General features: G+C 59.6%; 23 protein-coding genes. 10 read left to right on the top strand and 13 right to left on the bottom strand.

Annotation, left to right across the window (positions count from 1 at the left end):
• Positions 1 to 34 precede the first annotated feature (34 nt).
• Positions 35 to 574, top strand: a complete 540-nt coding sequence (locus ACNKU7_RS13335; RefSeq protein WP_418297481.1) for a PadR family transcriptional regulator — start codon at positions 35 to 37, stop codon at positions 572 to 574.
• A 39-nt stretch (positions 575 to 613) separates the two neighbouring features.
• On the opposite strand, the gene ACNKU7_RS13330 is transcribed toward ACNKU7_RS13335, so the two are convergent.
• The 5 genes from ACNKU7_RS13330 to acs all read right to left on the bottom strand — a co-directional run bounded on the left by ACNKU7_RS13330 (position 614) and on the right by acs (position 6,764).
• Positions 614 to 2,647 carry a TonB-dependent receptor gene (locus tag ACNKU7_RS13330; RefSeq protein ID WP_418297480.1) on the bottom strand — a complete coding sequence of 678 codons (2,034 nt, stop codon included), beginning with the start codon at positions 2,645 to 2,647 and terminating at the stop codon, positions 614 to 616.
• Between the two features lie 206 nt (positions 2,648 to 2,853).
• Positions 2,854 to 3,231: a VOC family protein gene (locus ACNKU7_RS13325; RefSeq protein ID WP_418297479.1), complete on the bottom strand. Its 378-nt coding sequence runs from the start codon at positions 3,229 to 3,231 to the stop codon at positions 2,854 to 2,856.
• A 64-nt stretch (positions 3,232 to 3,295) separates the two neighbouring features.
• Complete coding sequence (locus ACNKU7_RS13320) at positions 3,296 to 3,712, bottom strand: hypothetical protein (RefSeq protein ID WP_418297478.1); 417 nt, start codon at positions 3,710 to 3,712, stop codon at positions 3,296 to 3,298.
• Between the two features lie 95 nt (positions 3,713 to 3,807).
• Positions 3,808 to 4,659: a universal stress protein gene (locus ACNKU7_RS13315; protein ID WP_418297477.1), complete on the bottom strand. Its 852-nt coding sequence runs from the start codon at positions 4,657 to 4,659 to the stop codon at positions 3,808 to 3,810.
• A 167-nt stretch (positions 4,660 to 4,826) separates the two neighbouring features.
• Positions 4,827 to 6,764: an acetate--CoA ligase gene (gene acs / locus ACNKU7_RS13310; RefSeq protein ID WP_418297476.1), complete on the bottom strand. Its 1,938-nt coding sequence runs from the start codon at positions 6,762 to 6,764 to the stop codon at positions 4,827 to 4,829.
• Between the two features lie 110 nt (positions 6,765 to 6,874).
• Here acs and ACNKU7_RS13305 point away from each other — a divergent pair, with 110 nt between their 5' ends.
• On the top strand, positions 6,875 to 7,426 hold the full coding sequence (locus ACNKU7_RS13305; RefSeq protein ID WP_418297475.1) for a cupin domain-containing protein: 552 nt from the start codon (positions 6,875 to 6,877) through the stop codon (positions 7,424 to 7,426).
• Between the two features lie 42 nt (positions 7,427 to 7,468).
• On the opposite strand, the gene ACNKU7_RS13300 is transcribed toward ACNKU7_RS13305, so the two are convergent.
• From ACNKU7_RS13300 to panC, 3 genes are all read right to left on the bottom strand, one after another.
• On the bottom strand, positions 7,469 to 8,395 hold the full coding sequence (locus tag ACNKU7_RS13300; RefSeq protein WP_418297474.1) for a histone deacetylase family protein: 927 nt from the start codon (positions 8,393 to 8,395) through the stop codon (positions 7,469 to 7,471).
• Between the two features lie 41 nt (positions 8,396 to 8,436).
• Positions 8,437 to 10,314 (bottom strand): GNAT family N-acetyltransferase, encoded by a 1,878-nt coding sequence (locus tag ACNKU7_RS13295; protein WP_418297473.1) that lies wholly within the window; start codon positions 10,312 to 10,314, stop codon positions 8,437 to 8,439.
• Positions 10,315 to 10,523: 209 nt separating this feature from the next.
• Positions 10,524 to 11,372: a pantoate--beta-alanine ligase gene (gene panC / locus ACNKU7_RS13290; RefSeq protein WP_418297472.1), complete on the bottom strand. Its 849-nt coding sequence runs from the start codon at positions 11,370 to 11,372 to the stop codon at positions 10,524 to 10,526.
• 204 nt (positions 11,373 to 11,576) lie between these two features.
• Here panC and ACNKU7_RS13285 point away from each other — a divergent pair, with 204 nt between their 5' ends.
• From ACNKU7_RS13285 to ACNKU7_RS13250, 8 genes are all read left to right on the top strand, one after another.
• The gene (locus ACNKU7_RS13285) at positions 11,577 to 12,203 is read left to right on the top strand and encodes a DUF6515 family protein (protein ID WP_418297471.1); all 627 of its coding nucleotides are present in this window, start codon (positions 11,577 to 11,579) and stop codon (positions 12,201 to 12,203) included.
• Between the two features lie 328 nt (positions 12,204 to 12,531).
• Entirely contained in the window at positions 12,532 to 14,454 is a 1,923-nt protein-coding gene (gene speA / locus ACNKU7_RS13280) for a biosynthetic arginine decarboxylase (RefSeq protein ID WP_418297470.1), read from the top strand.
• Positions 14,455 to 14,617: 163 nt separating this feature from the next.
• On the top strand, positions 14,618 to 15,811 hold the full coding sequence (locus tag ACNKU7_RS13275; protein ID WP_418297469.1) for a saccharopine dehydrogenase family protein: 1,194 nt from the start codon (positions 14,618 to 14,620) through the stop codon (positions 15,809 to 15,811).
• A gap of 63 nt (positions 15,812 to 15,874) precedes the next feature.
• A complete protein-coding gene (gene nspC, locus ACNKU7_RS13270; RefSeq protein ID WP_418297468.1) occupies positions 15,875 to 17,068 on the top strand; it encodes a carboxynorspermidine decarboxylase in 1,194 nt (397 codons plus the stop codon).
• Between the two features lie 399 nt (positions 17,069 to 17,467).
• A complete protein-coding gene (gene speB, locus ACNKU7_RS13265; RefSeq protein ID WP_418297467.1) occupies positions 17,468 to 18,343 on the top strand; it encodes an agmatinase in 876 nt (291 codons plus the stop codon).
• A 213-nt stretch (positions 18,344 to 18,556) separates the two neighbouring features.
• On the top strand, positions 18,557 to 19,198 hold the full coding sequence (locus ACNKU7_RS13260) for a DUF6515 family protein (RefSeq protein ID WP_418297466.1): 642 nt from the start codon (positions 18,557 to 18,559) through the stop codon (positions 19,196 to 19,198).
• Between the two features lie 164 nt (positions 19,199 to 19,362).
• On the top strand, positions 19,363 to 20,043 hold the full coding sequence (locus ACNKU7_RS13255; protein WP_418297465.1) for a phosphoribosyltransferase: 681 nt from the start codon (positions 19,363 to 19,365) through the stop codon (positions 20,041 to 20,043).
• Positions 20,044 to 20,080: 37 nt separating this feature from the next.
• Positions 20,081 to 21,898: an adenosylcobalamin-dependent ribonucleoside-diphosphate reductase gene (locus ACNKU7_RS13250; protein ID WP_418297464.1), complete on the top strand. Its 1,818-nt coding sequence runs from the start codon at positions 20,081 to 20,083 to the stop codon at positions 21,896 to 21,898.
• Between the two features lie 273 nt (positions 21,899 to 22,171).
• Here ACNKU7_RS13250 and dnaB read toward each other — a convergent pair whose 3' ends face one another.
• The 5 genes from dnaB to rpsF all read right to left on the bottom strand — a co-directional run bounded on the left by dnaB (position 22,172) and on the right by rpsF (position 25,812).
• On the bottom strand, positions 22,172 to 23,614 hold the full coding sequence (gene dnaB, locus ACNKU7_RS13245; protein ID WP_418297463.1) for a replicative DNA helicase: 1,443 nt from the start codon (positions 23,612 to 23,614) through the stop codon (positions 22,172 to 22,174).
• Positions 23,615 to 23,754: 140 nt separating this feature from the next.
• The gene (rplI, locus tag ACNKU7_RS13240) at positions 23,755 to 24,201 is read right to left on the bottom strand and encodes a 50S ribosomal protein L9 (RefSeq protein WP_418297462.1); all 447 of its coding nucleotides are present in this window, start codon (positions 24,199 to 24,201) and stop codon (positions 23,755 to 23,757) included.
• Positions 24,202 to 24,235: 34 nt separating this feature from the next.
• Entirely contained in the window at positions 24,236 to 25,075 is an 840-nt protein-coding gene (locus ACNKU7_RS13235) for a YybS family protein (RefSeq protein WP_418297461.1), read from the bottom strand.
• A 41-nt stretch (positions 25,076 to 25,116) separates the two neighbouring features.
• Positions 25,117 to 25,347: a 30S ribosomal protein S18 gene (rpsR, locus tag ACNKU7_RS13230; RefSeq protein ID WP_226665363.1), complete on the bottom strand. Its 231-nt coding sequence runs from the start codon at positions 25,345 to 25,347 to the stop codon at positions 25,117 to 25,119.
• A 12-nt stretch (positions 25,348 to 25,359) separates the two neighbouring features.
• Positions 25,360 to 25,812: a 30S ribosomal protein S6 gene (gene rpsF / locus ACNKU7_RS13225; RefSeq protein WP_418297460.1), complete on the bottom strand. Its 453-nt coding sequence runs from the start codon at positions 25,810 to 25,812 to the stop codon at positions 25,360 to 25,362.
• Positions 25,813 to 25,865 lie beyond the last annotated feature (53 nt).

Raw genomic sequence — 25,865 nt, 5'->3', positions numbered from 1 at the left:
CGCTTCCCCGGGAGCCCAACCACAGCGAGCCTCCATGTCACTGCGATTCGCCGTACTCACCCTGCTGGATATCGAGCCCGGCAGCGGTTACGACCTTAAGCGCCGCTTCACCCGCAGCGTTACCCACTTCTGGAGTGCCAGCCACCAGCAGATGTACCGCGAGCTCCACAGACTTCACGAAGAGGGCCTGCTGGACTGTATTGAGCAGGCGCAGGCAGGCAGGCCAGACAAGAAGGTCTACAGCCTGACCGACGCCGGCCGCAGGGCACTGAAGGGCTGGGCCGAGCAGCCGGCCGCGCCACAGAAGATCCGCGACCCGTTGCTGCTGCAGGTGTTCGCCGGCCACCATGTGGATCCGACCGTCATGCGCGCGGAGCTGGAGCGCCACCTGGCCGAGCACCGCGCCCTGCTGCAGACCTATGAGGAGCAGAACCAGCGCTTCTACAATCGCGACGCGGCGTCGCAACAGCACCTGTGGCTGGCGCACCAGCCACTGCTGCTCGGTATTGAAACGGAAAAGACCTGGATTCGCTGGGCTGAGCAGCTGCTCGCGCGCCTGGGCGAAGCCCAGTAAGCCGCAGGCTCTGGATCGGCGGCGACCAGAGGAAAAGGGTCAAAACCGGTAGCGCACCGCCGCGCGCATTGTGCGCGGCTCGAAGATATGAAAATGACTATCCTCCACCCCCGCAGCAGCCTCGCCAGGCAGCCGTGAGGCGTAGAAGTAATCCACATCGTGATCGCGGGAATCGAGCAGGTTCAGCAGATCCAGCTGGAGTTCCCAAGAATTCAGCACCCGCCCGAAGCGCAAATTAACCAGGGATGCCCCCGCGGATTCGACACCGCCATCCTCTATCAGGGGGTAGGCGCCGAAATGGCGCAAATGCAGCGAGGCAAACCAGCCGTCGTCCCCTCGGTAGTTGAGCGCCGCGCTGGCCACCAGCGGAATAGCCCCCGGAACCTTGTCGCCAGACACATCCGTGTTGCTGAACCGGCTATCGGTGTAGGAAATTTCCAGCTCACCGCTAATCTTTTCGGCGGCAAACCAGTACACCCCCAGTTCGACACCACGCCGGTCACTGGGACGGCTGGCCTCGGTGTTGCCGGCATCCCCCACAAACAGTAATTCCGAGTCCAGCGCCAGTTGCCATGCCGCCAGTGTGCCGTGCAGCTGGTCGGTGACAAATACACGGGTGCCCAGCTCGGATCCGCGGGATTTCACCAGTGGATCCACTGCATCGACCGGCTCTCCGGTGCGTGGATCTACCTGGATCACCGTACCGCGGGCATCATTGGAGTGCAGCCCCTCCCCGTAACTGAGGTAGAACTCCGCCACCGGCCAGGGCTGCCACGCGAGGCTCGCCTTAAGCGACGGCTCTCCCGCAGCACGGCTGCCGCTGTTGGCTGCAATCCCCGCGCTCACATCAAAGTCGTAGTGGTCATAGCGGAGCCCGATATAACTGCGGAGCTTCTCACTCCACAGGTATTCGTTCGATACGTAAATGCCCAGGCTGTCTTCGGTGACACGGTCTTCACGGATAGTACCCAGCCGCTGCCGGGCGCGGCTGTGGTACAGGCCGACGCGACCGATGTCATCGCGCCTGGCCTCCAGCCCCAGCTGCCACAAGGCTGCGCCCTGCTGCCAGCTTTGTGCCACATCGAATCCGTAGATACGGCGGGCATCCCGCTGCTGAAACTGATCACCGGCAACCGGATCCTCCAGTAAATAGGTAAAGTTGGACCACAGACGGAAGTCATAATCGATCGCGTAAGCAGCCACTGCGAGTTCACCGCCCGCCGCTGCCCCATCCCAGCCTCCGGAGACACTGTAGCGGCGGGTCTCGCCGCCCAGGGTTGGATCCAGCGAGCCAAAAGCACTGAGCATCCCAGTACTCACCACACGCGCCGGGATCTGATCGGGGGAGTTCCAGCTATTGTCGTACCCCATCAGAGTGACGCGACCACGGCCACTGCCCAGGACACCGGTAAGGCGGGACAGAAGATTGAGCTTGCCTACATCCTCGCGAACATCGCGCCAGGGCCCATCGTACGCCTGCCACTCGGCGGCGTAGAGGAAATCCCGCGCGCCGGACGAGACCGAATCCACCAACACGCCGCGCCGATACCCGTACTCCCCCACACTCAACTCGGCGGTTCCGCGCGCGACCTTTTCCGCGAGCTCAAAGCTTGCGCTCCCCGCCGAGGAGAAATCCCCTACCTCAGCGTAATAGGGCCCCTTGCGATGGTGCAGCCGTTCCACCGTTTCCGGGATGACAAAATTAAGGTCGGTATAGCCCTGGCCATGTCCATGAGTACGCAGATTGACCGGCATACCATCGACGAAGGTCGCAAAATCCGTACCGTGATCCAGATTGAACCCACGTAGGAAGTACTGGTTGGCCTTGCCACTACCCGAGTGCTGAGTGGCCACCATCCCAGGCACAAACTCCATAAGATCGCCGGTTCTGATCAACGGCCAGGCACCGATCTCCGCCGGCCCCACCTCTCCCTGGGAGGCGGAAATCGCCTCACCATTGAGGTTAAGCCTGCGGCCGAGCACCTCTAGCTCTTCTATTAATTCTTCTGAAGGCTCCGCCGCCGTGGCAACGACACCAGTTACCGCACAAACCACGAAAACGAACAATCTCATCGCGACCCCGAGTTATCGTTATTTCAAACAGTTGGATGGTGGCGGCGACCAGCCGCCGCGCCAGTGGTGGTTCCACCGAGATTCAAGATAGTTGGCGAGGGAGAGACTGACAGGCCTAAAGGGAGATTAAAGCGCCGGACAGTCGGACAACCCAGTAGATAGGCACAGGTAGCGGATAGAACAAAACCCGCACACAGCTTCCAGGGCTATTCAAAAGCATCTTCGGGAATGTGGCATACCACCTCGAGGTTGTGCCCGTCTGGGTCGAGTACCACAGCACTGTAGTAGCTGTCGTGGTATTCCGGCCGTAAGCCGGGCGCGCCATTATCCTTGCCCCCGGCTTGCAGGGCAGCTTTATAAAAGGTGTGCACCGTTTCCCGGTCTTCAGCGCGAAACGCGATGTGAACGGCAGGTTTGGTACTGGATCCGCCCTTGATCAGGAGATCCGGCTTGTCTCCCCAACCGAACCCGGCCCACTCCGCCATTTCCATGACCAGCTCGTAGCCGAGTGGCGCCAGCGCCGCCTGGTAAAACGCTTTGCTGCGCTGGTAGTCGTGCACAATCAGGCCTATGTGATCCAGCATCTCGACTTTCTCTCACTTTTTCCGGCTTCCCAAGGAAATCAGTATAGAGTCCCCCGGGGAGGAGTCAGGTCAGGCCCAGGAGGCGCAGGAGCCCATAGACAACCACGCCGGTTCCAAACAGAAACTGGCCGAGGATCAGGGCGCGAATGGCAAAGGTATAGCGCACGATGCGGCCGTGGCTGCCGCTGTCGAGGGTGAACAGGCGCGCTGGTGCCGAGAACCCCTGTTCCAGCGCCTTGAGCCCCGGTACCGACAGGCTGAGAAGCTGGCGGCTGCGGGTGTCCACCAGCCAGAAAACGGCCGAGACGATGACCACGAATCCACCAACGAGAAACAAAATGAACGGGTGGAATCCTTTTTCCACCGCGGTAAACACGCCGCCATCGGCAAACATCGACAGCACTACAAAAAAGTTGAACCCCTTCAAACGCTGTTCGGCATTAAATCGATAATGCTCGCAAAGATACTGCTGCTCATTCACCGCTGTGTTCCTTCACCACACTGTTGCGTTTCCGCCGCGTGCAATTTTAGTTTTAAGCTTTTTGCCGATTGATTCCGGGGCTGCCTGCCGGCAAATCAGGGGACGACCAGTACATCGGTATTGGAGCGGCCGAGAATACGCTCTGCTGTATTGCCCAGCACAAAACCGCGGGCGCCCTTGCGCACGCCGCGCCCAACCATGATCAGCCGCGCCTTGTTGCGATCCACCACCCGGTTGACCTCGACCGCCGGCTTGCCGGTGACAAAATGGGTCTTTTTACAGGCGACGCCGCTCTCGGCGATGACCTTGTCCAGCGCCCCCATCAGCGTACCGGTCTGTTCGCGGAAGGCGTCCAGATCGGCGACCATATCGGGCACCGGCATACACGCCACCGCCTCGAATTCAGCTCCCAGCGCCTGTGCCATTGTCCCGCCAAGCTTGAGAACCCGGTGGTTCAGCTCCACATGCAGCGCGTTGCTCACCGCCGGATCCATCGCCGCCACGATGCGATCCCGTTTTAGCCAGTGGGTGTTGACCGCCAGCCACAGGGGCACCGACAGGCTTTCAATCAGCCGCCAGTCGATCGAGCCAAAGCCGCCTTTGCCAAACTGTTTCTGGGCGGTCTTAACCACCATTGCAAAGGTATTGTCTTCGAGAAAATCGAGGATCCAGGAAGGGATATCCGGATGCCACACCACTTCACTGGTGGTACCGTCCGGCAACTCGCTGTCCTGTTGCAAGGATTCCAGCCAGTTCTCCCGTTCAGCGCGGATTCGCGCGGAAATATCATTGGCAGGATCCTGTACAAACGGCATCCATTGAATTGGTTCGTAAACAAAACTGACCAGGTGCAGCTGCACCGCTTCTTTACTTGCCAGCTCCAGCGCGCGACGCAGCGCGATCTGTTCGTGCTTGGGCTTGTCGAGGATGACGAGAATTTTCTGCATGACACTTCCTGTATCGTCAGTGGAACGGTCTATTCAACACCAACACCTGGCGGAAAGAGAACATTTAATCACCGGATCGGCTGTTTGTCTGCATCAGGAGTTCGCAGTTATACGCTGCAAAAACAAAGAAGCCGGGCTTATGCCCGGCTTCTTCAGTGCTCCCGCACTCAGCGATTGGCGCGATGATCGATCAGGTCATCGACAACAGCCGGGTCGGCAAGCGTGGAAGTATCGCCAAGGGAATCCAGTTCGTTGCAGGCAATCTTGCGCAGGATACGGCGCATGATCTTGCCTGAGCGGGTTTTCGGCAGGCTGGGCGCCCACTGGATGATGTCCGGCTTGGCAATCGGGCCGATTTCCTGCACGCACAGGTCAATCAGTTCCTTGCGCAGCGCCTCTGACGGCTCGCGCCCGTTTTTCAGGGTGACATAGCAGTAGATGCCCTGTCCCTTGATGTCGTGCGGGTATCCCACCACCGCCGCCTCAGCGGTATCTTCATGCAGCACGATGGCGCTTTCGATTTCCGCGGTACCCAGGCGGTGGCCGGAAACGTTCAGCACATCGTCGATACGGCCGGTGATCCAGTAGTAGCCATCGGCATCGCGGCGGGCACCGTCACCGGTGAAGTAGTAACCGGGGAAGGTGGAGAAGTAGGTATCGATCATGCGCTGGTGATCACCGAAGACACTGCGGATCATACTCGGCCAGCTGGCCTTCATGACCAGAGCTCCCTCCCCTTCGCCTTCGATTTCCTGGCCCTTGTCATCCAGCAGCGCCGGCTGTACGCCGAAGAATGGACGGGTCGCGGAACCGGGTTTGAGGTCAGTGGCACCGGGCAGCGGGGTGATCAGGTGCGCACCGGTCTCGGTCTGCCACCAGGTGTCCACAATCGGGCAGCGTTCTTCACCCACGACCTTGAAGTACCACTCCCACGCTTCCGGGTTGATCGGTTCACCCACGGTGCCGAGCAATTTCAGTGAGCTGCGGTCACACCGGGTAACGAAATCATCACCGGCACCCATCAGCGCCCGGATTGCCGTCGGCGCGGTGTAGAAAATATTGACCTTGTGCTTCTCCACAACCTGCCAGCAGCGGGACGCATCCGGGTAGGTGGGCACACCTTCAAACATCAGCGAGGTCGCTCCCGCGCACAGGGGGCCGTACACGATATAGCTGTGGCCGGTAATCCAGCCCACATCCGCGGTACACCAGAAAATATCGCCTTCCTTGTAATCGAAGGCGTATTTGAACGTCATGGTGGACATGAGCAGGTAGCCCGCGGTCGTGTGCAGTACGCCCTTGGGCTTGCCGGTGGAGCCGGAGGTGTAGAGGATAAACAGCGGGTCTTCGGCATTCATCGATTCAGGCGCGCAGTCGGCGCTCTGCTCGGCCACGGATTCCGCGTACCAGATGTCCCGCTTGCTGTCCCAGTCGATGTTGGCGCCGGTGCGCTTGACCACTATCGCGGTGTGCACGTCGGGACAGCTGGCCAGTGCCTTGTCGACATTCGCCTTCAGCGGCACCTTGCGTCCACCGCGCACGCCTTCGTCGGAGGTGATCACCAGGCGGCAGTCGGAGTCGAGAATGCGGTCTTTGAGCGAGTCGGGAGAGAAACCGCCGAATACCACCGAGTGCACGGCACCAATGCGCGCACACGCCAGCATGGCGTAGGCCGCCTCCGGAATCATCGGCATGTAGATGCACACCCGGTCGCCCTTGTTGACGCCGCGCGCCTTGAGCAGGTTCGCCAGGCGGCAGACGTGCCCGTGCAGCTCGCCGTAGGTAATGGCTTTGCTGTCCGCCGGATCGTCGCCCTCCCAGATAAAAGCGGTCTGGTTGGCGCGCGCGGGCAGGTGGCGGTCAATACAGTTGACCGTGACATTCAGTTCGCCATCGGCAAACCAGGCCGCATGGCCTTTCTTCAGGTCTTCTTCACAGACGCGGGTAAACGGCTTGTCCCACTGCAGGAAATCGTTGGCTTGCTGCGACCAGAACGCCTGCGGGTCTTCCACCGACTGGCGATACATGCGCTGGTAGTCATCAGCGGTGACCAGGGCTTCGGCGGCAAACGCTTGCGGCACCGGATGGATATGCACTTCAGACATTTTTTTCTCCCTTATTAGAATTATCAGGGGTGCGCGTGCCGCCCATCGCTGAGGGCTGAACCGCCGGGCAACGCCCGGATCAGTGATCGGCACACGGTACGGGGGGAATTATGACCACCCATTTCCCGATCAGTTATACCACTGGCAGCAACTGGATGACAACGCTGTCACCACTCCTTTCACACCATCATAGCCTGCCCGCTTTCGCGATTCCCACCCGGCAACTGGAATACCGTGCCTTTTTTCCCGCGCCCATGCACAATACCCACAACAGGAAAAACGTGATCACATTTTCAGGAGTTGCGATTATGACGGCAAAATTACTGCGTATCCGCGAGGGTCAGGGGGAGAGAGAAGCGGGGCCTGTCGCCCCGGAAAAGGTGCTGGCCGGCATGCCACAACAGCTCACCGAGCATTTTTTCACGAATAGCAAAGGCAATTTTTTCTGTGGCGTCTGGTCGTCGGATGCCGGCAAGTGGACACTCACTTACAGCGAGGATGAGTTCTGCTACATCATAGAGGGCGAAGCCATCATCACCGACGCCGAGGGCAGCAGTGAGACGGTTACCGCCGGCGACGCCTTCTGTATCCCCGCGGGCTTCACCGGCACCTGGGAAACCATCGGCAGCGTGAAGAAGTTCTACGCGATTTACGAAGACTGATTGCGCTACCGATGCTGACGGCTGGATACGGCAAGTCCGTATTCAGCTGCCGATCAATCCGTTCAGGTGCGCAACCACACTGCGCCCCAGCGCCGAGAGCGCGTATCCCCCCTCGAGCGCCGACACAATACGGCCCTCGCAGTGGCGCTCGGCAAATTCCCGCAGTTTTTCAGTCACCCAGCGATAGTCGTCCTCACGAAAGCGCAGCTGCGCCATGTGATCCTCCAGATGGCCGTCAAACCCTGCGGAGATAAACAGCATCTGCGGGCGGAAGGCCTCCAGTGCGGGCAACCAGTCCGTCTCTACCAGCGCGCGCAGTGCGTCGCCATTCGCCCCCGCCTCCAGCGGTGTGTTGACGATATTGCCCGGCACCTCGCCGGTACCGGTGAACGGATAGAGCGGCGCCTGAAAACTGGAGCACAGCAGGTAGCCATCGCGACCGGCGACAAAATCTTCCGTACCGTTGCCGTGGTGCACATCGAAATCCAGGATCGCAACGCGCTCGAGGCCATGTGCGGATCGGGCATGGGCGGCGCCAATGGCAATGTTGTTGAACAGGCAAAAGCCCATGGCCCTGCCCATTTCTGCGTGATGCCCGGGCGGGCGCACTGAACAGAAGGCCGAGTTCACTTCACCGGCAATCACTTTATCCACAGCCTCCACCGCCGCACCGGCCGCATGCAGGGCCGCTTCCAGGCTGTGCGGGCACATGCGGGTATCCTCATCCAGGATTTCCAGGCCGTGGCGAGGACTGCGCGCGAAAATGGACTCGACGTACTCAGGCGTATGCACCCGCTCCAGTTGCGCGCGGGTTGCCTGCGGGGCCTCGAAATGGCGCAGTACAAACTCCAGGCCGCTGCTGATCAGCTGATCCTGGATCGCATCCAGGCGCGCCGGGCACTCCGGGTGCTCATCCCCCATATCGTGCAGGCTGCAGGCCGGGCTCGTGAAAAATCCTACGGTCGACATAATTATTCCCTGTTCTTGTCTGCACTGCCGGCTGCGACAGCCTACTGGCCTTGCGCCTTTCCATCGCCACGCAAATCGAGTTCGAGATAGAGTTCGTCCAGGCTATCGCCCGGGCGGGCAACGAAGCCGTTATTTTCAAATACCGTGAGCATCGGTTTGTTATCCCGGCGCACGCAGGCAAACATTTTACCGATACCGCGCTTGCGCGCGATGAGTTCCATTTCTTTCAGCAGCGTGGTGGCAATACCCTTGCCGCGACGACTTTCCTTGATCACAAATGCGACTTCGCAGCTGTTATCCGCCTCGTAAAAATAGTAACGCCCCACCCCCTGAATCACTTCGCGCCCGCCATCGTTGTCGATGAAACACAGGGCCAGGTCACGTTGCTGGTCAACACTCACCAGGCTGCAGGATTTCTCCCGCGACATCTGCGTTACGTGGTGGTTGTAACGCATCATCAGGGTTTCTTTGTTGTGGGTGTAGAAAAATTCCTGCAGCCGGCGCTCGTCGGCAGGGCGCAGCGGGCGCAATGTGTAGCGGATACCGCCAAACGTGTAGCGCTTCTGCTCCACCGCTCCCAGTTCCGGCACCGAGGTGGGCGCCTGCGCCTGATATTCCGGCACCCAGTAAAACTCCCGCACGGTTTCCAATAACTCGCGGCGAAAATCCGGGTGGGCGATGCGAATCATCTCAAGTGTGCGCTCGCGCACGCTCTTTCCACGCAGCGAGGCAATGCCGTACTCGGTGACAACGTAATGCACGTGCGCGCGCGAGGTCACCACGCCGCTGCCGGGCGTTAGCGAGGCAACGATGCGGGAAATCAATTTGCCATCCTTGTCGCGCGCGGTGGACGGCAGTGCGATGATCGGTTTCCCCCCCTTGCTCAGCGCAGCGCCGCGGATGAAGTCCACCTGGCCGCCGATGCCGCTGTACAGCAGCCGGCCGATAGAATCGGAAACAACCTGCCCGGTCAGGTCGACTTCAATGGCGCTGTTGATCGCAACCATTTTGTCATTGCGGGCAATTTTGACCGGCGAACTCACATGCTCCGCGGGGTACAGCTCTACATGGGGATTGCCGTCGACAAAGTCGTACAGCATTTTGGAGCCCATGCAGTAACTGGCGATGGTTTTTCCGGTGTGGAAGGTTTTCTTGCGGTTGTTGATCACCCCGCTTTTCATCAGGCGCGCGACACCGTCGGAAATCATCTCGGAGTGCACCCCCAGATCCCTGTGGTTTCCCAGGTAACGCAATACCGCATCGTGGACTTTGCCCATGCCAATCTGCAGGGTTGCACCATTCTCCACCAGCAGCGACACATACTGGCCGATCTGCTCCACCGCCTGATCCATTTCCGGTGGCGGCGACTCCGGGATGGGCGCTTCTGCAGTCATCCAGGCGTGGATCTGATCGCGGTGGATGAAACTGTGGCCACTGGTGCGGGGCATGGCCGGATTAACCTGCGCAATCACGGTGGTGGCGTTTTTCACCGCCGCGGAAACCACATCGACACTCACACCAAGGGAGCAATAGCCCAGCTCATCCGGCGGGCTGACCATGATCAGCGCAGCGTCCAGGGGCAGCACATGGTCGCTGAACAGTTTGGGCACTTCGGAGAGGAACGTCGGAGTGTAATCCGCACGCCCTTCGGCAACGGCATTGCGAATGGCAGTACCGCCGATGTAGAGCGCATTTATGGTAAACAGCTCGGCGTATTTGCGGTCGGCCCAGACGTTGTCGGACAGGGTGAACACCTGGGTGACCTGGATATCGTTGAGCCCGCGGCTGTTGGCGATCAGATCTGCCATCAGCGCATCCGGCACAGCGGCGTGTGAGCCGATAAAGATACGGCATCCGCTTTTCAGCAACTGATCCCAGTTGAGCGGCACGTTGGTTTTGGGTTGTGTCAGGGATGACATGATTCGACTGCGGCTTCCTACCTTGATCGGGTCATGGTAGGCGGATGGCCACTGAGCCACAATACTGGGCTACAAGGTTGGGCCCGGGTTTCGGGGTTCCCTTACTGCAAACCTGTAGCCCCGGTGGCAGCAAAGCTGCCGAGCCTGCCTGAGCTGCAACCGCAATGAATCAAGCCGGCTCGGCCATCCATATCGAAATGGCGCTGTGGTTACATCGACAGGGAAACATTGTCGATCAGGCGCGCGCCGCTGGTGTACATCGCGCCCAGCAGGGTAATTTCGCGATCATCGTGCGCGGCCGGCTGCAGGTCGCGGCTGTTGCAGATGGAGAAGTAATCCACCTTGAAGCCCGCCTGCTCGATACGCGCCTTGGCTTCATCTTCCAGCGCAACAAAGTCGCGACGGCCGTTTTCGATCGCCTCTCGCGCCCAGTTCAGCGACTGGTTCAGGATCGCCACCTTCGGTCGCTCTTCCTCGGTCAGGTAACCGTTGCGTGAACTCATCGCCAGGCCGTCCGCCTCGCGGTGCACCGGCGCGGCGACGATTTCCACCGGGATACACAGGTCTTCCACCATGCGGCGGATCACCGCCAGCTGCTGGAAGTCCTTGATACCGAACACCGCCTTGTCAGGCTGCACGATGTTGAACAGCTTGGAGACCACCGTGGTCACCCCTTCAAAGTGGCCCGGACGGCTCGCGCCGCACAGCACATCGGTCATCGCCGGGCAGACCACGCGGGTCTGCTGATCCATGCCGTTGGGGTAGATCTCGCTCTCGTCGGGGTGGAACAGGTAGTCACAGTTGGCCGCGCGCAGGCGCGCCATGTCCTGCTCCATGGTGCGCGGATACTTGTCCCAGTCTTCGTTGAGGCCAAATTGCAGGCGGTTGACGAAGATCGACACCACGACGACATCGCAGGACTGCTGGGCCAGTTTGACCAGCTCGATGTGGGCGTCGTGGAGATTGCCCATGGTGGGCACAAAACCGATGGTCTTGCCATCGCGACGGGCCTCCGCCAGCGCCTCGCGCAGGCTGGCCACGTGGTGAAAGACTTGCATTACCGGGAATCCGCCAGAAGTTTACTCGCGCGGCATCTTACCCCTCACCCCTGACCACGACAAATCGGGAAACATTGGTCAACTTCGGTTTTTGGGGAAGTTTTCTCTTCGGGTTCAGGAAAGATTCAGTGAAAGCCGGGCAAACTGGCCCCCAAGTTCCGAGAGAATACACAGAAGCCGCCCCGGCGGCCGTGGAGAGCGACCATGAAAACACTGATTACTGCCCTTGCCACAGCCGGCCTGCTGCTTACCGCAGGCCCCGCCCTGGCAGACCGCGATGATCGCCACCACCGCGGTGATCGCGACTACAAGCATGTCCAGCAGCACCGCGATCACGGCAAGAAGGATCACCACAACGAGAAACGACGCCGCTATGATCATCAGGATCAGCGCGACCGTCGCGACTATCATGGGGACCGGGATCGCGGTCACAAATATCGCGGTGACCGGCACCACGGCGATCGCTACAGCCATGGCCATGGCCGCGGACACCACGGGCCCTACCGCCCGGTACACCGGCCGCACAAGCACCGCTGGCGCCCGGCCCACTACCACTATGGCTACCACTGGAAGCGCCTGCCCAGCTCTTACATCAGCCTGTCGTTTGGCGGCTTGGGCTACTACTTCAGTGACGGGATCTTCTATCGCCCTTACGGCCCGGGCTACGTGGTATCGCAAGCACCGATTGGCGCGATTATCCACAACCTGCCCGGCACTGCGGTCAGTGTCAGCTTTGGCGGCCTCAACTACTTCGTGGCCTATGACACCTACTACCGCTGGGATCACCACCGCGGCGGTTACCGGGTAGTGGCCAACCCCGGTTTTTATTGAGCGTTACGAAAGCACCAGGCACTAGGCACCAGTCAGGCTTTAAAATCTTCCAGTGAACCGAAGTATTATTCGGTTACTTGCCCCAGGCGACTCCTTCTGAGTCGCCTTTTTTATTTTTAGACCCTATACGTTACCCTGTTATATCTATTGCCACGCGATGCACGGGCGCGAACATGAAAAATTGCGACAAAAAAACCGAACAAAAATTTAATTTTTTCCCGCTAAAAAAGCTATTTTTCTTTTCTATAGTTATTGCTTTCAATAAACGTTGGCCCCAAGATTCGCGCCCCTGTAAACCAACAGTTCTCCAGCCCATTAACGAGGCGCCATGAAACAGCAACAGATCGAAAACTGGACCTGCGAAGACTCCGCAGAACTTTACGGCATCCGCAACTGGGGTGCCGGTTATTTCAACTTGAATCAGTCCGGCGAGATTACTGTTGAGGTAAAAAATGAAGCCGGTGAAACCCATGCCGTTTCACTGCTGGATATCGCCCACGGCGCGACCGAGCGCGGACTGGGTATGCCGCTGCTGGTGCGTTTTGAGAACCTGCTCGACGCACAGGTTGCACGCATCAACAATTCGTTCCGCAGTGCCATCGAGCGCTGCGGCTATCGCAATAAATTCCGCGGCGTGTTTCCAATCAAGGTGAACCAGCAGTGCCAGGTGATCGAGGAGATCGCCAAGGCCGGCCGCCAGTTTGGTCACGGCCTGGAAGCCGGCAGCAAGGCGGAACTGATCGCCGCCCTGTCGATTCTCGACAACACCGAAGCGCTGATCGTTTGCAACGGGTATAAAGACGAAGAGTTCATCAACCTCGGCCTGCAGGCCCAGCGCCTTGGTGTGCAGGTATTCTTCGTGGTGGAAACCCCGTCTGAAGTGGACACCATCATCCACTGCGCCGAGCGCGAGAAAGTGGAACCGAATATCGGCGTGCGGGTAAAACTCGCCAGCAAGGTCGGCGGCTACTGGAATGCCACCAGTGGCGATCGCAGTATTTTCGGTCTCGGCAGTAACGACCTGATCGCCATGGTCGACAAGCTGCGCGATCACAACATGCTGCACTGCCTCAAGCTGCTGCACTACCACCTGGGCTCGCAGGTGCCGAATATCCGCGATATCCGCACCGGCGTGCTGGAGGCCTGCCGCTACTATGCGGATCTGGTCGAAGAAGGCGCAGCCATGGGCTACCTGGATCTCGGCGGCGGTCTGGCGGTGGACTATGACGGTTCCAAGACCAACTACACCCACTCCAAAAACTACTCCCTCGACGAGTACTGTGTGGACGTAGTGGAAGCTATCATGGGCACGCTGGACAGTGAGGGCGTGGAGCATCCGGTCATCATTACCGAGTCCGGGCGCGCCACCGTAGCGTATTCCTCGGTGCTGCTGTTCAACATTCTGGACACGACCAGTTTCGAACCGATCGAACTCGAGGAAGGCCGCATCGGAGAAGATTCTCACCCGATGCTGAAAAACCTGCAGGATGCACTGAACAGTGTAACCGCGAGAAACCTGCAGGAAAGCTACAATGACGCGCTGTATTACCGCGATGAAATTCGCGCCCTGTACCTGCACGGCCAGGTGAGCCTGCGCGATCGCGCGCTGGCAGAAAACCTGTTTTTGCAGTGTGCGCAGAAGATTCGCAAAATGCTGGATGAAGTGGATCAGGTGCCAATAGATTTGCAGGCACTGCCGGAAGTACTGTCTGACATTTACTACGCCAACATGAGCGTGTTTCAGTCACTGCCAGACATCTGGGCCATTGATCAGCTGTTCCCGCTGGTGCCGGTACACCGCCTCGATGAAGCACCGACACGCTCGGCGATCATTGCGGATATTACCTGCGACTGCGATGGTAAAATCGATCGCTTCATCGATCGCCAGGACGTGCGCAAGACCTTGCCGCTGCACCAGCTGAAAGATGGCGAGGAATATATTCTCGGAACTTTCCTGGTCGGTGCGTATCAGGAGACACTGGGTGACCTGCACAATTTGTTCGGCGATACCAACGTGGTAAGTGTGCGCATCGAGGACAACGGGCGTGTGGATTACAGCCGTGAAATTCACGGCGACAGTATTGCCGATGTCCTGAGTTATGTTGAGTACTCGCCTCAGGATCTGTTCGAGCGTTTCCGCAAGCTCGCGGAAGGTGCCGTGAAGGAAGGTCGTATCACCGCACAGCAGCGCAAGCAGATTCTGCACACGTACACTGCGAGCATGAGTGGTTATACCTATTTCGAGAAGTGATTAGCTCGTAGCTGACCCGGCCCTGGTTTAAAGCCGGTTCAGTGGCGGCAGAGCACCGGGGTTGTCTGCGAGAAACTGCGCAAACAACCCCGGCAAAGAATCCGCCACACATTCAATAAGTGGGTACCCAGCCCCCACAACCACCCAAGATAGGGAGAAAATAATGGCCAATGTTCTGATAGTAGGCGCCGGCGGCGTCGGTCAGGTGGTTGCGCACAAATGTGCGCAGGTTGAAGAAGTGTTCGAGAACATCACCCTCGCCAGCCGCACCAAGTCCAAATGCGACAAAATCGCAGATATGCTGCCGCGCAAGATCAACACCGCGGAAGTCGATGCCGACAACGTGAGCGAAATGGTCGCGCTGATCGAGAAGGTCAAGCCCGACATGGTCATCAACGTCGCGCTGCCCTACCAGGATCTGCACATCATGGATGCGTGCCTGGAGACTGGCGTGCACTACCTGGATACCGCCAACTACGAGCCGCCGGAAGAGGCCAAGTTCGAGTACAAGTGGCAGTGGGCCTACCAGGAGAAATTTGAGAAAGCCGGCCTGATGGCACTGCTCGGAAGCGGCTTCGACCCCGGTGTCACCAGCGTGTTTACCGCCTATGCGAAAAAGCACCACTTCGACACCATCAAGACCCTGGATATCCTCGACTGTAATGCCGGCGATCACGGCCTGCCGTTTGCGACCAATTTCAACCCGGAAATCAACATCCGCGAAATTACCGCCAACGGCCGCTACTGGGAAAACGGCCAGTGGGTAACCACCAAGCCGATGGAAGAAAAGCGGGTTTTCGAATTCCCCGAAGGCATCGGTGAAAAAGACCTGTACCTGTTGTACCACGAAGAACTGGAATCCCTGTCCAAGCACTACCCGGAAATCGAGCGTGCGCGCTTCTGGATGACCTTCGGCGCCAGCTACCTGAAGCACCTGGAAGTCTTGCAGAACGTGGGCCTGACCAGTATCGAGCCGATCGAGTTCCAGGGACAGCAGATTGTTCCGATCCAGTTCCTCAAGGCGCTGCTGCCGGATCCGGCGAGCCTCGGCCCGCTGACCAAGGGCAAGACCTGTATCGGCAACATCATCAAGGGTGTGAAAGACGGTGTAGAGAAGATCTACTACGTGTACAACATCTGCGACCATCAGGAGTGCTTCAAGGAAGTCCAGTCACAGGCAATTTCCTACACCACTGGTGTGCCGGCGATGATCGGCGCCAAGATGATGATGGAAGGCAAGTGGATGAAGCCGGGCGTGTGGAACATGGAGCAGATGGATCCAGACCCCTTTATGGACGACCTCAACAAGTACGGCCTGCCCTGGCAGGAAACCTGGCTCGACAAGCCCTTCGTCTAAGATCGCCAATCCCGGGCCGCAAGGCCCGGGATTTTTGCCAATTGAAGCAGCAAGAAAACCCTTATGGACCTGACTCCTCGCAAAGACTATTTCGGTGACTTCGATCCCAGCCGTGTGCCCACACCCTGTTTTGTGGTCGATGAAATTGCATTGCGCGATAACCTCGAAGTCCTCGCCGATGTGCAAAAACGCAGTGGCGCCAAGGTTCTGGCGGCCCTGAAGGCCTTTTCCATGTTCAGCATCGGCCATATCGTTGCCGAGTACCTGACCGGTACCTGTGCCAGCGGTATCAACGAAGCACGCCTGGGATTCGAGGAGTACGGTGGCAAGGATCTCGGCAAGGAAGTACACGTATTCAGCGCCGGCTACAAAGAGCAGGAACTGAAGGACATCCTGGAATTTGCCCATCACGTCATTTTCAATTCGTTCTCGCAGTGGAAGCGCTACAAATCCCTGTGTATGGAAGCGCAGAAAAAGCGCCCGGAGCTGCGGTTCGGCCTGCGGATCAACCCGGAACACTCCGAGGGCCACACCCCGATCTACGATCCCTGCGCGCCCTGCTCGCGCCTCGGCATCGTGCGCTCGCTGTTTGAAGGCGAGAGCCTTGAAGGAATCAGCGGCCTGCACTTCCACACTTTATGTGAACAGGATTTCAAGCCCCTGGAACGCACGATCAAGGCGGTGGAAGAGAAGTTTGGCGATCTGTTTCCGCAGATGGAGTGGATCAATTTCGGCGGCGGCCACCATATCACCCGCTGTGATTATCAGGTGGAAGAGCTGATCAGTGCGGTAAAGGCGTTTTCGGAAAAGCACAGCGTACAGGTTTATCTGGAACCGGGTGAAGCGGTGGCACTGTTCTGTGGCGTGCTGGTGGGCGAGGTGGTGGATCTGGCGTGGAATGGAAAAAACCAGGCCATTCTCGACGTCTCCGCCACCTGTCATATGCCGGATGTCATTGAGATGCCCTACCGCCCGGAAATTACCGGCGCGTCGCTGCCGGAAGAGTTGCCCCACAGCTATCAGCTGGGCGGCCAGAGCTGCCTGGCTGGCGACCGGATCGGCGAGTACAGCTTTGCCGAGCCGCTGAAAATTGGCGACCGGATTGTGTTTGAGGAAATGGCCTATTACACCATGGTCAAGACCAACACGTTCAACGGCATTCCATTGCCGTCGATTGCACTGTGGAATTCCGATACTGACGAACTCCGGATGATCAAAGAGTTTGGTTACGAGGACTTCAAGAGTCGTCTTTCCTGATTTATTGCTAGTCCGCCGCTTCTCGCTTGATCGCGAGCGCGGTGGCGGGAAAGCACCGGGTGCGGGTTTTCAGGACCACTGTGAACCCATCCCTGGGCGTTTCGGCGCAAACATCCTGTTTGCGACGATCCTGTAAACCCGCACCCGGTACTTTCCCTTCATTTTTAAGTTCAGCACTTCGTTAGGCAGTTTCCATTCAGCTACGAAGTACCGGAACATAAGGCGAAGGCCGAGTGCCGGGTATTTGTTTTCAAAAGCGTCGGCGACAGGGACGTCGCCGACGCAGCGTACAGGGATGTATTCACAGCGGTTTTGAAAACAAATACCCGGTGCTCGGCCGCCACACAAGGTCAATCAGGGCCACTAACGCGGCCTGACCACAGCACCAGAGACATGACCATGCACACCGAAGACCCCAACATTTTCCTGGGCTCCGAAATCGAACAACCGAAGCCCGAAGACGCCCTGTTCCACATCCTGCCAATTCCCTACGAGGAAACCGTCTCTTATGGCGGAGGCACCGGCAAGGGCCCGGCCGCGATTATCGAAGCCTCCCACCAGCTGGAGACCTTCGACAACTTCTCCTCCCCCTGCGAGCTCGGCATCTATACCCGCGAAGCTGTGGATGTCAGCGGCCCGGCGGAGCAGGTAATGGAAAATATCGCCAGCGCCACCCGCGAAATCCTGGCCATGGGCAAAATGCCCGTGGGCATAGGCGGCGAGCACTCCGTCACCTGGGGCATCATCAAAGGCTATCTGGACGCAGGCATCACCGACTTCGGCGTGGTGCAGATAGACGCCCACGCCGACCTGCGCGACCGCTACGAGGGCCATAAGCACAGCCACGCCAGCGTCATGCGTCTGGTCTGTGAAGCCGGCATCCCGCTGTTCCAGCTCGGGATCCGCGCCTACTGCGAAGAAGAGATGGACGCGCGCAAGCAGTACAACGTCGGCTACCTGGATGCCCACCAGCTGGTGCCCACCCAGGTGCAGTCTTTCGAGCTGCCGGAGAACTTCCCCAGCAAGGTGTTCTTCACCCTCGACATCGACGGCATGGATCCCTCCGTGTTCCCGTCTACCGGCACCCCGGTGCCCGGCGGACTGGGCTGGTACCAGACCCTGAATCTGTTTGAGTCTGTGGCGAAACAGCGCGAAATCATCGGTTTTGACCTGCTGGAGTTCGCCCCCATCGAAGGCTTCCACGCCTATGAGTTTGGCGCCGCGCACCTGCTGTACAAGCTGATGGGCATCGTCCAGCGCAACCGGCAAGCCTGAACTGCCCTCCCCAGACCGGAGCGCACGCTCCGGTCAACCCTGCCCCACCGGTCACCCGCTATCGTTTGAGATGGGCTGACAATTCTTTACGCCCAATGCGCTCAGCAGCATAGAACTGTCCGCTGGAAGCGGTTACTATTTGCACAATGTAAGTGCTCGCTTCGCTGCGGAGGTATATATCGTGAAGGGGACTGTTTTGGGGAAGGACGCGCAATGAAAAAAACTGCAAAAGTTATTCTGTTTGCTGCCGGGTTGCTCACCCTGCTGTCTTTTGCCTTTGCCAAGCCTGCAGAGGCCCGTGGATATCATCACGGCCATGGACATCATCACGGCTACGGCCATCGACACGGTTACTGGGGCCCCCGCTTCCGCGGGCCGCGCTTTGGGATCGGCTTTACCGTGCCCATTCTGCCCGCCGGTTATATCAACATGGCGGTGGCCGGTAATCCTTACTACTACCACGGCGGCTACTACTATCGCCCGGCACCGACCGGCTATGTCGTTGTCTCAGCGCCGCTGGGGGCGTCCGTGGTCACCCTGCCAGCCAGCGCAATCCAGGTACAAATTGGTGGCTTCACTTACTACCAGTACGGCGACGCCTACTACCAGTGGCAGCCGCGCATGAGCCGCTATGTGGTGGTGCCGCCGCCCGCCGGCGTGGCCACAGTAGCGAGCACCGGCCCGATTGCCGGAACCACACAGCCGGGCTATAGCCCCGGACAAGTGGTCGACACATTGCCGGTGGGATACACCGCTGAGGTGATCAATGGGGTTCAGTACTACCGCTACGGCGGCCACTATTTCATGCCCACCCAGCGCGACGGCCGGGAAGTCTACGTCGTGGTGCAGATCTGACCACAGACCTCCGGGAAGACGCCCGAACAACAGGCCGCGGTTACCAGCCGCGGCCTTTTTTTTGTCCCTGAATTCCTGACGAGACCAATCGGCCACGCGGAAATGCGTGTCAGCTTGGCTAACCTAGGGTTATTGGGTGTCACTGATCGCGGGGGCGAAGCACTATGGAGCCCTTTGAAAACCGTAGCGAGGCCGGACGCCAGCTCGCACAATTACTCGCCGACTATCGCGACCAAAGCGGCCATGGGGATGTGATTGTCCTGGCTTTGCCCCGTGGCGGCGTGCCGGTAGCACTGGAAGTCGCGCGCCATCTGCACGCACCGCTGGATCTGATGCTGGTGCGCAAACTGGGGGTTCCCGGCCACGAGGAGCTGGCGATGGGTGCCATCACCCACAGTGCGCGCGTGCTGAATGAGGAGGTCATCCGCAACTGCGGCATCTCTGACGAGGCACTTGCGCGCGAGACACAGCTGGAGCGCGCGGAACTGGAGCGGCGAGCAAGCCGGTACCGCGGCGATCGCCCCTGGCCATCACTGGAAAATCGCCGGGTTATCCTCGTAGACGACGGTATCGCCACGGGCGCGACCATGGCCGTCGCGGCACTGGCCATCCGTGAACAACATCCCGCTGAGCTGGTGATCGCAGTTCCGGTGGCTCCGCCATCCGCACTGGCGCGCTTTGCGCACCTGGCCGACCGCATTGTGTGCCCCATGCAGCCGACTTCATTCTGGGCCATTGGCGCCTGGTACCGGGATTTTTCCCAGCTCAGCGATGAGCAGGTATCCCGCCTGATGCTTGAAGCCGGTGAACTGCCGGAGCCAACGCGGAGGGGAGCAAGCCCATGACAACGGATTTCTGCAACTCGGTGTCCAAGCGACCGGCATGAGCAGCTTTGATAGCGAGATCTCGCGTTTTATCTGGGAAGCCAAGTACCGCTACCACAAGGGTGACCAGTTCTGCGAGGCATCGATGGAAGACAGCTGGCGGCGTGTGGCGCGTGCGCTCGCCGGTATCGAGGCGCGCGATCGCGGGCGCTGGGCACTGCGTTTTTTCCGCAACCTGGTGGATTTCCAATTCCTGCCCGGGGGACGCATCCTTGCCGGTGCCGGCACGGATCACCGCGTCACCCTGTTCAACTGCTTCGTGATGGGCACGATCGATGACTCCATGGCGGCAATTTTTGAACGCCTCAAGGAGTCCGCGCTGACCATGCAACAGGGGGGCGGCATCGGCTGCGATTTCTCCACCCTCCGCCCCGCCGGCAGCCAGGCACAACATACCGGTACCATTGCTTCCGGCCCGGTATCCTTCATGCGCATCTGGGACGCCACCTGCGCGACACTGCTATCCACGGGTAGCAGGCGCGGCGCGATGATGGCGACACTGCGTTGCGACCACCCGGATATTGAGCGCTTTGTGGACGCCAAACGCGATCCGCGGGAGCTGCGCCACTTCAACCTGTCGGTACTGGTCAGCGACCGCTTTATGGTGGCCATAGAGCGGGACGAGGACTGGCCGCTGGTGTTCCCCGAGCGGATGCTTGATGGCCACGGCAGCGAGCAGGTCGCGTGCATCTGGAGCGGTGCCACGACACCCCAGCCCTGCCGCGTGCTGAAACGTATCCGCGCACGGGATCTGTGGCGCAAGATCATGCGCGCCACCTACGACTGTGCCGAACCCGGTGTGCTCTTCAGTGATCGCATCAACACGCACAACAACCTCTACTACCGCGAACAGATCAGCGCCACCAACCCCTGCGGCGAAATCCCTCTGCCCGCTTACGGGGCCTGCAACCTGGGCTCGGTCAACCTGATGCGCTTCGTGCAGGCACCCCTCACCGAGCGCGCCGAACTGGACTGGGCCGGTATCGCGGCCTGTAGCGCAGTTGGCGTGCGTATGCTCGACAACGTGATTGATCTCTCCCGCTACCCGCTGCCGGCGCAAAAGAAGCAGGCCCAAGGCAGCCGCCGCATCGGCATCGGCATCACCGGCCTCGCCGATGCCCTGATCGCACTGGGCCTGCACTATGACAGCGAGGCGGCCCGGGCGCTCGCCGCACGGGTCATGCAGACAGTGCGCGACGCCGCCTGCCAGGCCTCGATTGAACTGGCCGCGGAGAAAGGCGCCTTTGCGCATTTTTCCCGCGGCGCCTATTTACAGGGTATTGATATACGCGCACTGCCGGAGGCGCTGCGCAAGGGGATTGCCGAGCACGGTATTCGCAACAGCCACCTGACCGCAATCGCGCCGACAGGCACCATCAGTCTGCTGGCCAATGGCATTTCCAGTGGCGTGGAACCGGTGTTTGATTTCCGCCACCGGCGCCGGGTACTGACAGCAAACGGCAACTACCGCGAATTCGAGATTGTGGATCCGGTTTACCGGGTCTGGTGTACCCGTGGAGGTGACCCGCAGCAACTGCCTGCGGCATTTGTTTCTGCACAGCAGCTGTCTCCACTGGCCCACCTGCGCATGCAGGCAGCGCTGCAGCCCTATGTGGACAATGCCATCTCAAAGACCGTCAACATCCCGGAGCACTACCCCTTCTCCGAGTTCGAATCCCTCTATCGCGAAGCGTTCACCCTGGGCCTCAAGGGCTGTACCACATTCCGTCCCAACCCGGTCACCCAGGCGATACTCACCAGCGGCGGGCCGGCACCGGCCAGCCACTGTTGTGATATCGAGCGGGAGGGGGAATAGAAAAGCGAGTACGGGATCAGGCGACGGGACACAGTTTGGCAGGCAGCGCGACATGAGGGATGCGGCACGGGGGACGGGGCAGGCGCCACCGGGTTGGTGACCACCGAGACAGGCGCGAGATTTACCCTTCCTTACACACTCGGGCGGAACCCTGGTTCGCAACGGGCCTCAAAGTAAGCAGAACTTAGTAGCTCCTCTCAAACCCCCTAAGCTTCTCTCGCCCCGATGCTCCCCCCAACGTCGGGGCTTTTTTTATCCGCTGTATGCGGGTGATCAATCGCCCTGGTAGTACTCAGGCGCCAGGTTGTCGAAGCGGGTGTACTTGCCCACAAAGGCGGCGCGACAGGTACCGATTTCACCGTTACGCTGCTTGCCGATGATCAACTCCGCCATACCCTTGTCCGGGCTGTCCTCGTTGTAATACTCGTCGCGATAGATAAACAGGATCACGTCCGCATCCTGCTCGATCGCCCCGGATTCACGCAGATCCGAGTTCATCGGGCGCTTGTTGGGACGCTGTTCCACCCCGCGGTTCAGCTGCGACAGGGCAATTACCGGGCACTCGTATTCTTTCGCCAGTCCCTTCAAGGAGCGCGAAATTTCCGAAATTTCCTGGGTGCGCCCCTCGGTACTGCCCTTCACCTGCATCAGCTGCAGGTAGTCCACCATTACCATGGCCGGCATTGCACGGCGCTCGGCTTCTTCCCGCGACAGCTTCGGATCGGCCTGCATCAGCTTGTTGGTGTGGTCGCGCACCGTGCGCTTGACCCGCGCCCGCACTTCGCTGGGCGACAGGCCCGGGGTATCGTCGATATACAGCCCCTTGCCTTTCATCTTCTGCACGGCGCTGGAGAGCTTCGGCCAGTCCTCTTCCTGCAGCTTGCCGTTACGGATGCGACCCTGGTCGATACGGCCAATGGACGACAGCATACGCATCACCAGGCTGTCGGAAGGCATCTCCATACTGAAGATCAGGGTGGGTTTTTCCTGGGACAGCATGGCCGCTTCGATGAAGTTCAGTGCCAAAGCAGTCTTGCCCATGGAGGGTCGGGCGGCGAGGATGATCAGCTCGCCTGGCTGCCAGCCGGACGTACGCTCATCCAGCTCCTGCAGGCCGGTGCTGAGGCCGGTGATGTCACCTTCGGATTTGAATAACTCGTCGATGCGCTCGACGGTCTTTTTCAGCAGGGTATCGACACCGACGAAGCCGCCTTCTTTGGCGCGCCCCTCGGCGATTTCTGCCACGCGGCGCTCGGCCATCTGCAGCAGATCCAGCGAGCCCAGGCCGCCGGGATTGAAACTGGTGCGACTGATTTCGCCCGCAGCCGCGATCAACTGGCGCAGCATGGAGCGCTCGCGCACGATCTTGGCGTAGGCAACGATATTGGCCGCCGATGGCGTGTTTTCCGCCAGTTCGGCCAGGTAGGCCGGGCCACCGATGTCCGCGAGCAGTTCGCGGCGGGCCAGTGCCTCCGCCAGCGTAACGATATCCAGCGGCTGCTCTTCGTTGGCAAGTTCCAGCATCACCGCGAAGATGGTGCGGTGCGCGGCAACAAAGAAATCGCCTTCACTCAACTGTTCCGCCACCGCGTCCAGGCGGCTGGCGTCCAGCATCAGGCCGCCGAGAACCGATTGCTCCCCTTCCACGGAATGTGGCAGCGGCGAGCTGGTTGCGGCTTCCTGTAGGTCGTCGTCAGGCACAGCGTAATCGTTCATGTCGCAAAATTTACCGGGCTCAGAAACAAATCAGGCGCTGAATTCACTCAGGAATCCAGCGCCCGATTGTAGCGCGGCTCGTCCGGCAATGGGTACGAAAGACTCAGACTTGCCAGACAAACGCGAGTTGCAGCGCGGCCTTACTCGGCAGCAATCACAACTTTAACAGCGGCGATCACGTCGGAGTGCAGCTGCACGTCCACGTCGAACTCACCAACTTCGCGCAGAGCGCCTTCCGGCAGCTTAACTTCAGCTTTGGCTACTTCAACGCCAGCAGCGGTGATCGCTTCAGCGATGTCACGCGTGCCGATGGAGCCGAACAGCTTGCCTTCGTCGCCAGCGTTGGCGGTGATGGTAACAACCACTTCAGCCAGCTTCTCAGCGCGAGCAGTCGCTTCGCTCAGCTTGGCAGCAGCAGCCGCTTCCAGTTCAGCGCGCTTGGCTTCGAACTCAGCGATGTTCGCTGCGTTGGCCAGAATGGCTTTGCCAGTAGGCAGCAGGTAGTTGCGACCGAAGCCGGCCTTAACGTCAACGCGGTCACCCACGTTGCCCAGTTTGCCTACTTTGTCGAGCAGAATAACTTCCATCTCGGAACCCTCAGTTTCAGTTCTGTTGCGGCGATCAGGCTTTGTTGCCCGTCCGCGCGCGAATATCTATCCAGCTATCTATCAGTGCGAGGCCACACAGGAAACCGGCCAGCGGCAGCGCCGCGATAACCAGCATCACATAGAGGGCGATCAACGGACCGCGCCCCCAGCCTTTCTGGGCCACCATCCAGTGGATCAGGCCAATACCTGCCACCAGCATCGGGAAAGCGACAACCGCGCCCCAGAATACATAGTGTTCGCTGACCAGGCAGAAAATCCACAGCAGCATACCAACAGCCGCAATCGGCAGAGGCATGCGCAGGTTGTGTATTTCCTGCTGCAATCCACCCGGGTTGTACAGCATGGCCTGCCACCAGCGCCCCAGCACCAGGGCCAGGGTGGCGCTGATCACGGAAACCCAACTCAGGTATCCCGTGGCCTGGGCCTCGCTGTTGAAAACCCGGCTGAGCTGCTCGCTGTCAGCACCTGCTGTGGCCTCGCTTGCGGCTTCCAGCAGACTGCTGAGTATCCCGCCGGAAATCTGCGAAGTCAGCAGAATCCCCAGCGAGGTGGCAACTGCCAGCGCAATCAGCGCCCAGCTCCAGGCTCGCGTGGCGCGCAACACCAGTGCACCGGCCAGCACCCCCACGAAGTGGGTGATTGCCAGCCCGGACATCAGCGGCGACATATAGCCGGCGCCCGCGGCGGCCACCACCGGCAGCACTGCCCAGGCCAGAACAAACAGGCCGTCACTGCTGCCGCGGCGCAACCCCACCAGTGCAAGCACCGCAGGGCTGATCAGCGGAATCCCCACCATGGTGAGGAGCACCGCACGCACGCGCGACCGCATGGAAAACTCAGCGATAGCGCGCATTAGATAGCTTCTTCTCTTGTGAAGCGACTAAGCAACGGGGCTTAGGCTTCGTGGCTGTCCGTGTACGGCAGCAGCGCAATGTAACGCGCGCGCTTGACCGCGGTGGCCAGCTGACGCTGATACTTGGCTTTGGTGCCAGTGATACGGCTCGGTACGATTTTGCCAGTTTCAGAGATGTAGGCTTTCAGAGTATCGAGATCTTTATAGTCGATACGCTTTACACCTTCAGCGGTGAAACGGCAGAACTTACGACGACGGAAAAAACGTGCCATCAGATTATCCCCTTACTCTTCGTCTTCGGATTCATCGGAGGACGCATCATCATCAGCGCCGTCGGAGGAATCGTCTTCGTCACGCTCGGCGCGCTCACGGCGCTCAGAACGCTCGGCACGAGCAGCCTTGCGCTCGCGAGACTCCTTCTCTGCCTTCATGATCGGGCTTTCTTCGGTGATCGCTTCGTCTTCGCGGATCACCAGGTTACGCAGCACCGCATCGTTGTACTTGAAGTTGGTGGTCAGTTCCGCCAGTGCTTCTTCAGTACACTCGACATTCATCAGAATGTAGTGAGCTTTGTGGATTTTGTTGATCGGGTAAGCCAGACGGCGACGGCCCCAGTCTTCCAGACGGTGAACGTTGCCACCGCTCTCTTTGATGGTCGAAGTGTAACGCTCGACCATGCCAGCAACCTGCTCGCTCTGGTCCGGGTGAACCAGGAATACAATTTCGTAATGACGCATTTTTGCTCCTTACGGGTTAAACAGCCTCCCGGGGTATCCGGTGAGGCAAGGAG

This window comes from Microbulbifer weihaiensis (genome assembly GCF_048323715.1).
Classification (GTDB): Bacteria; Pseudomonadota; Gammaproteobacteria; order Pseudomonadales; family Cellvibrionaceae; genus Microbulbifer.
This window is presented reverse-complemented; position numbering and strand designations above follow the sequence as displayed.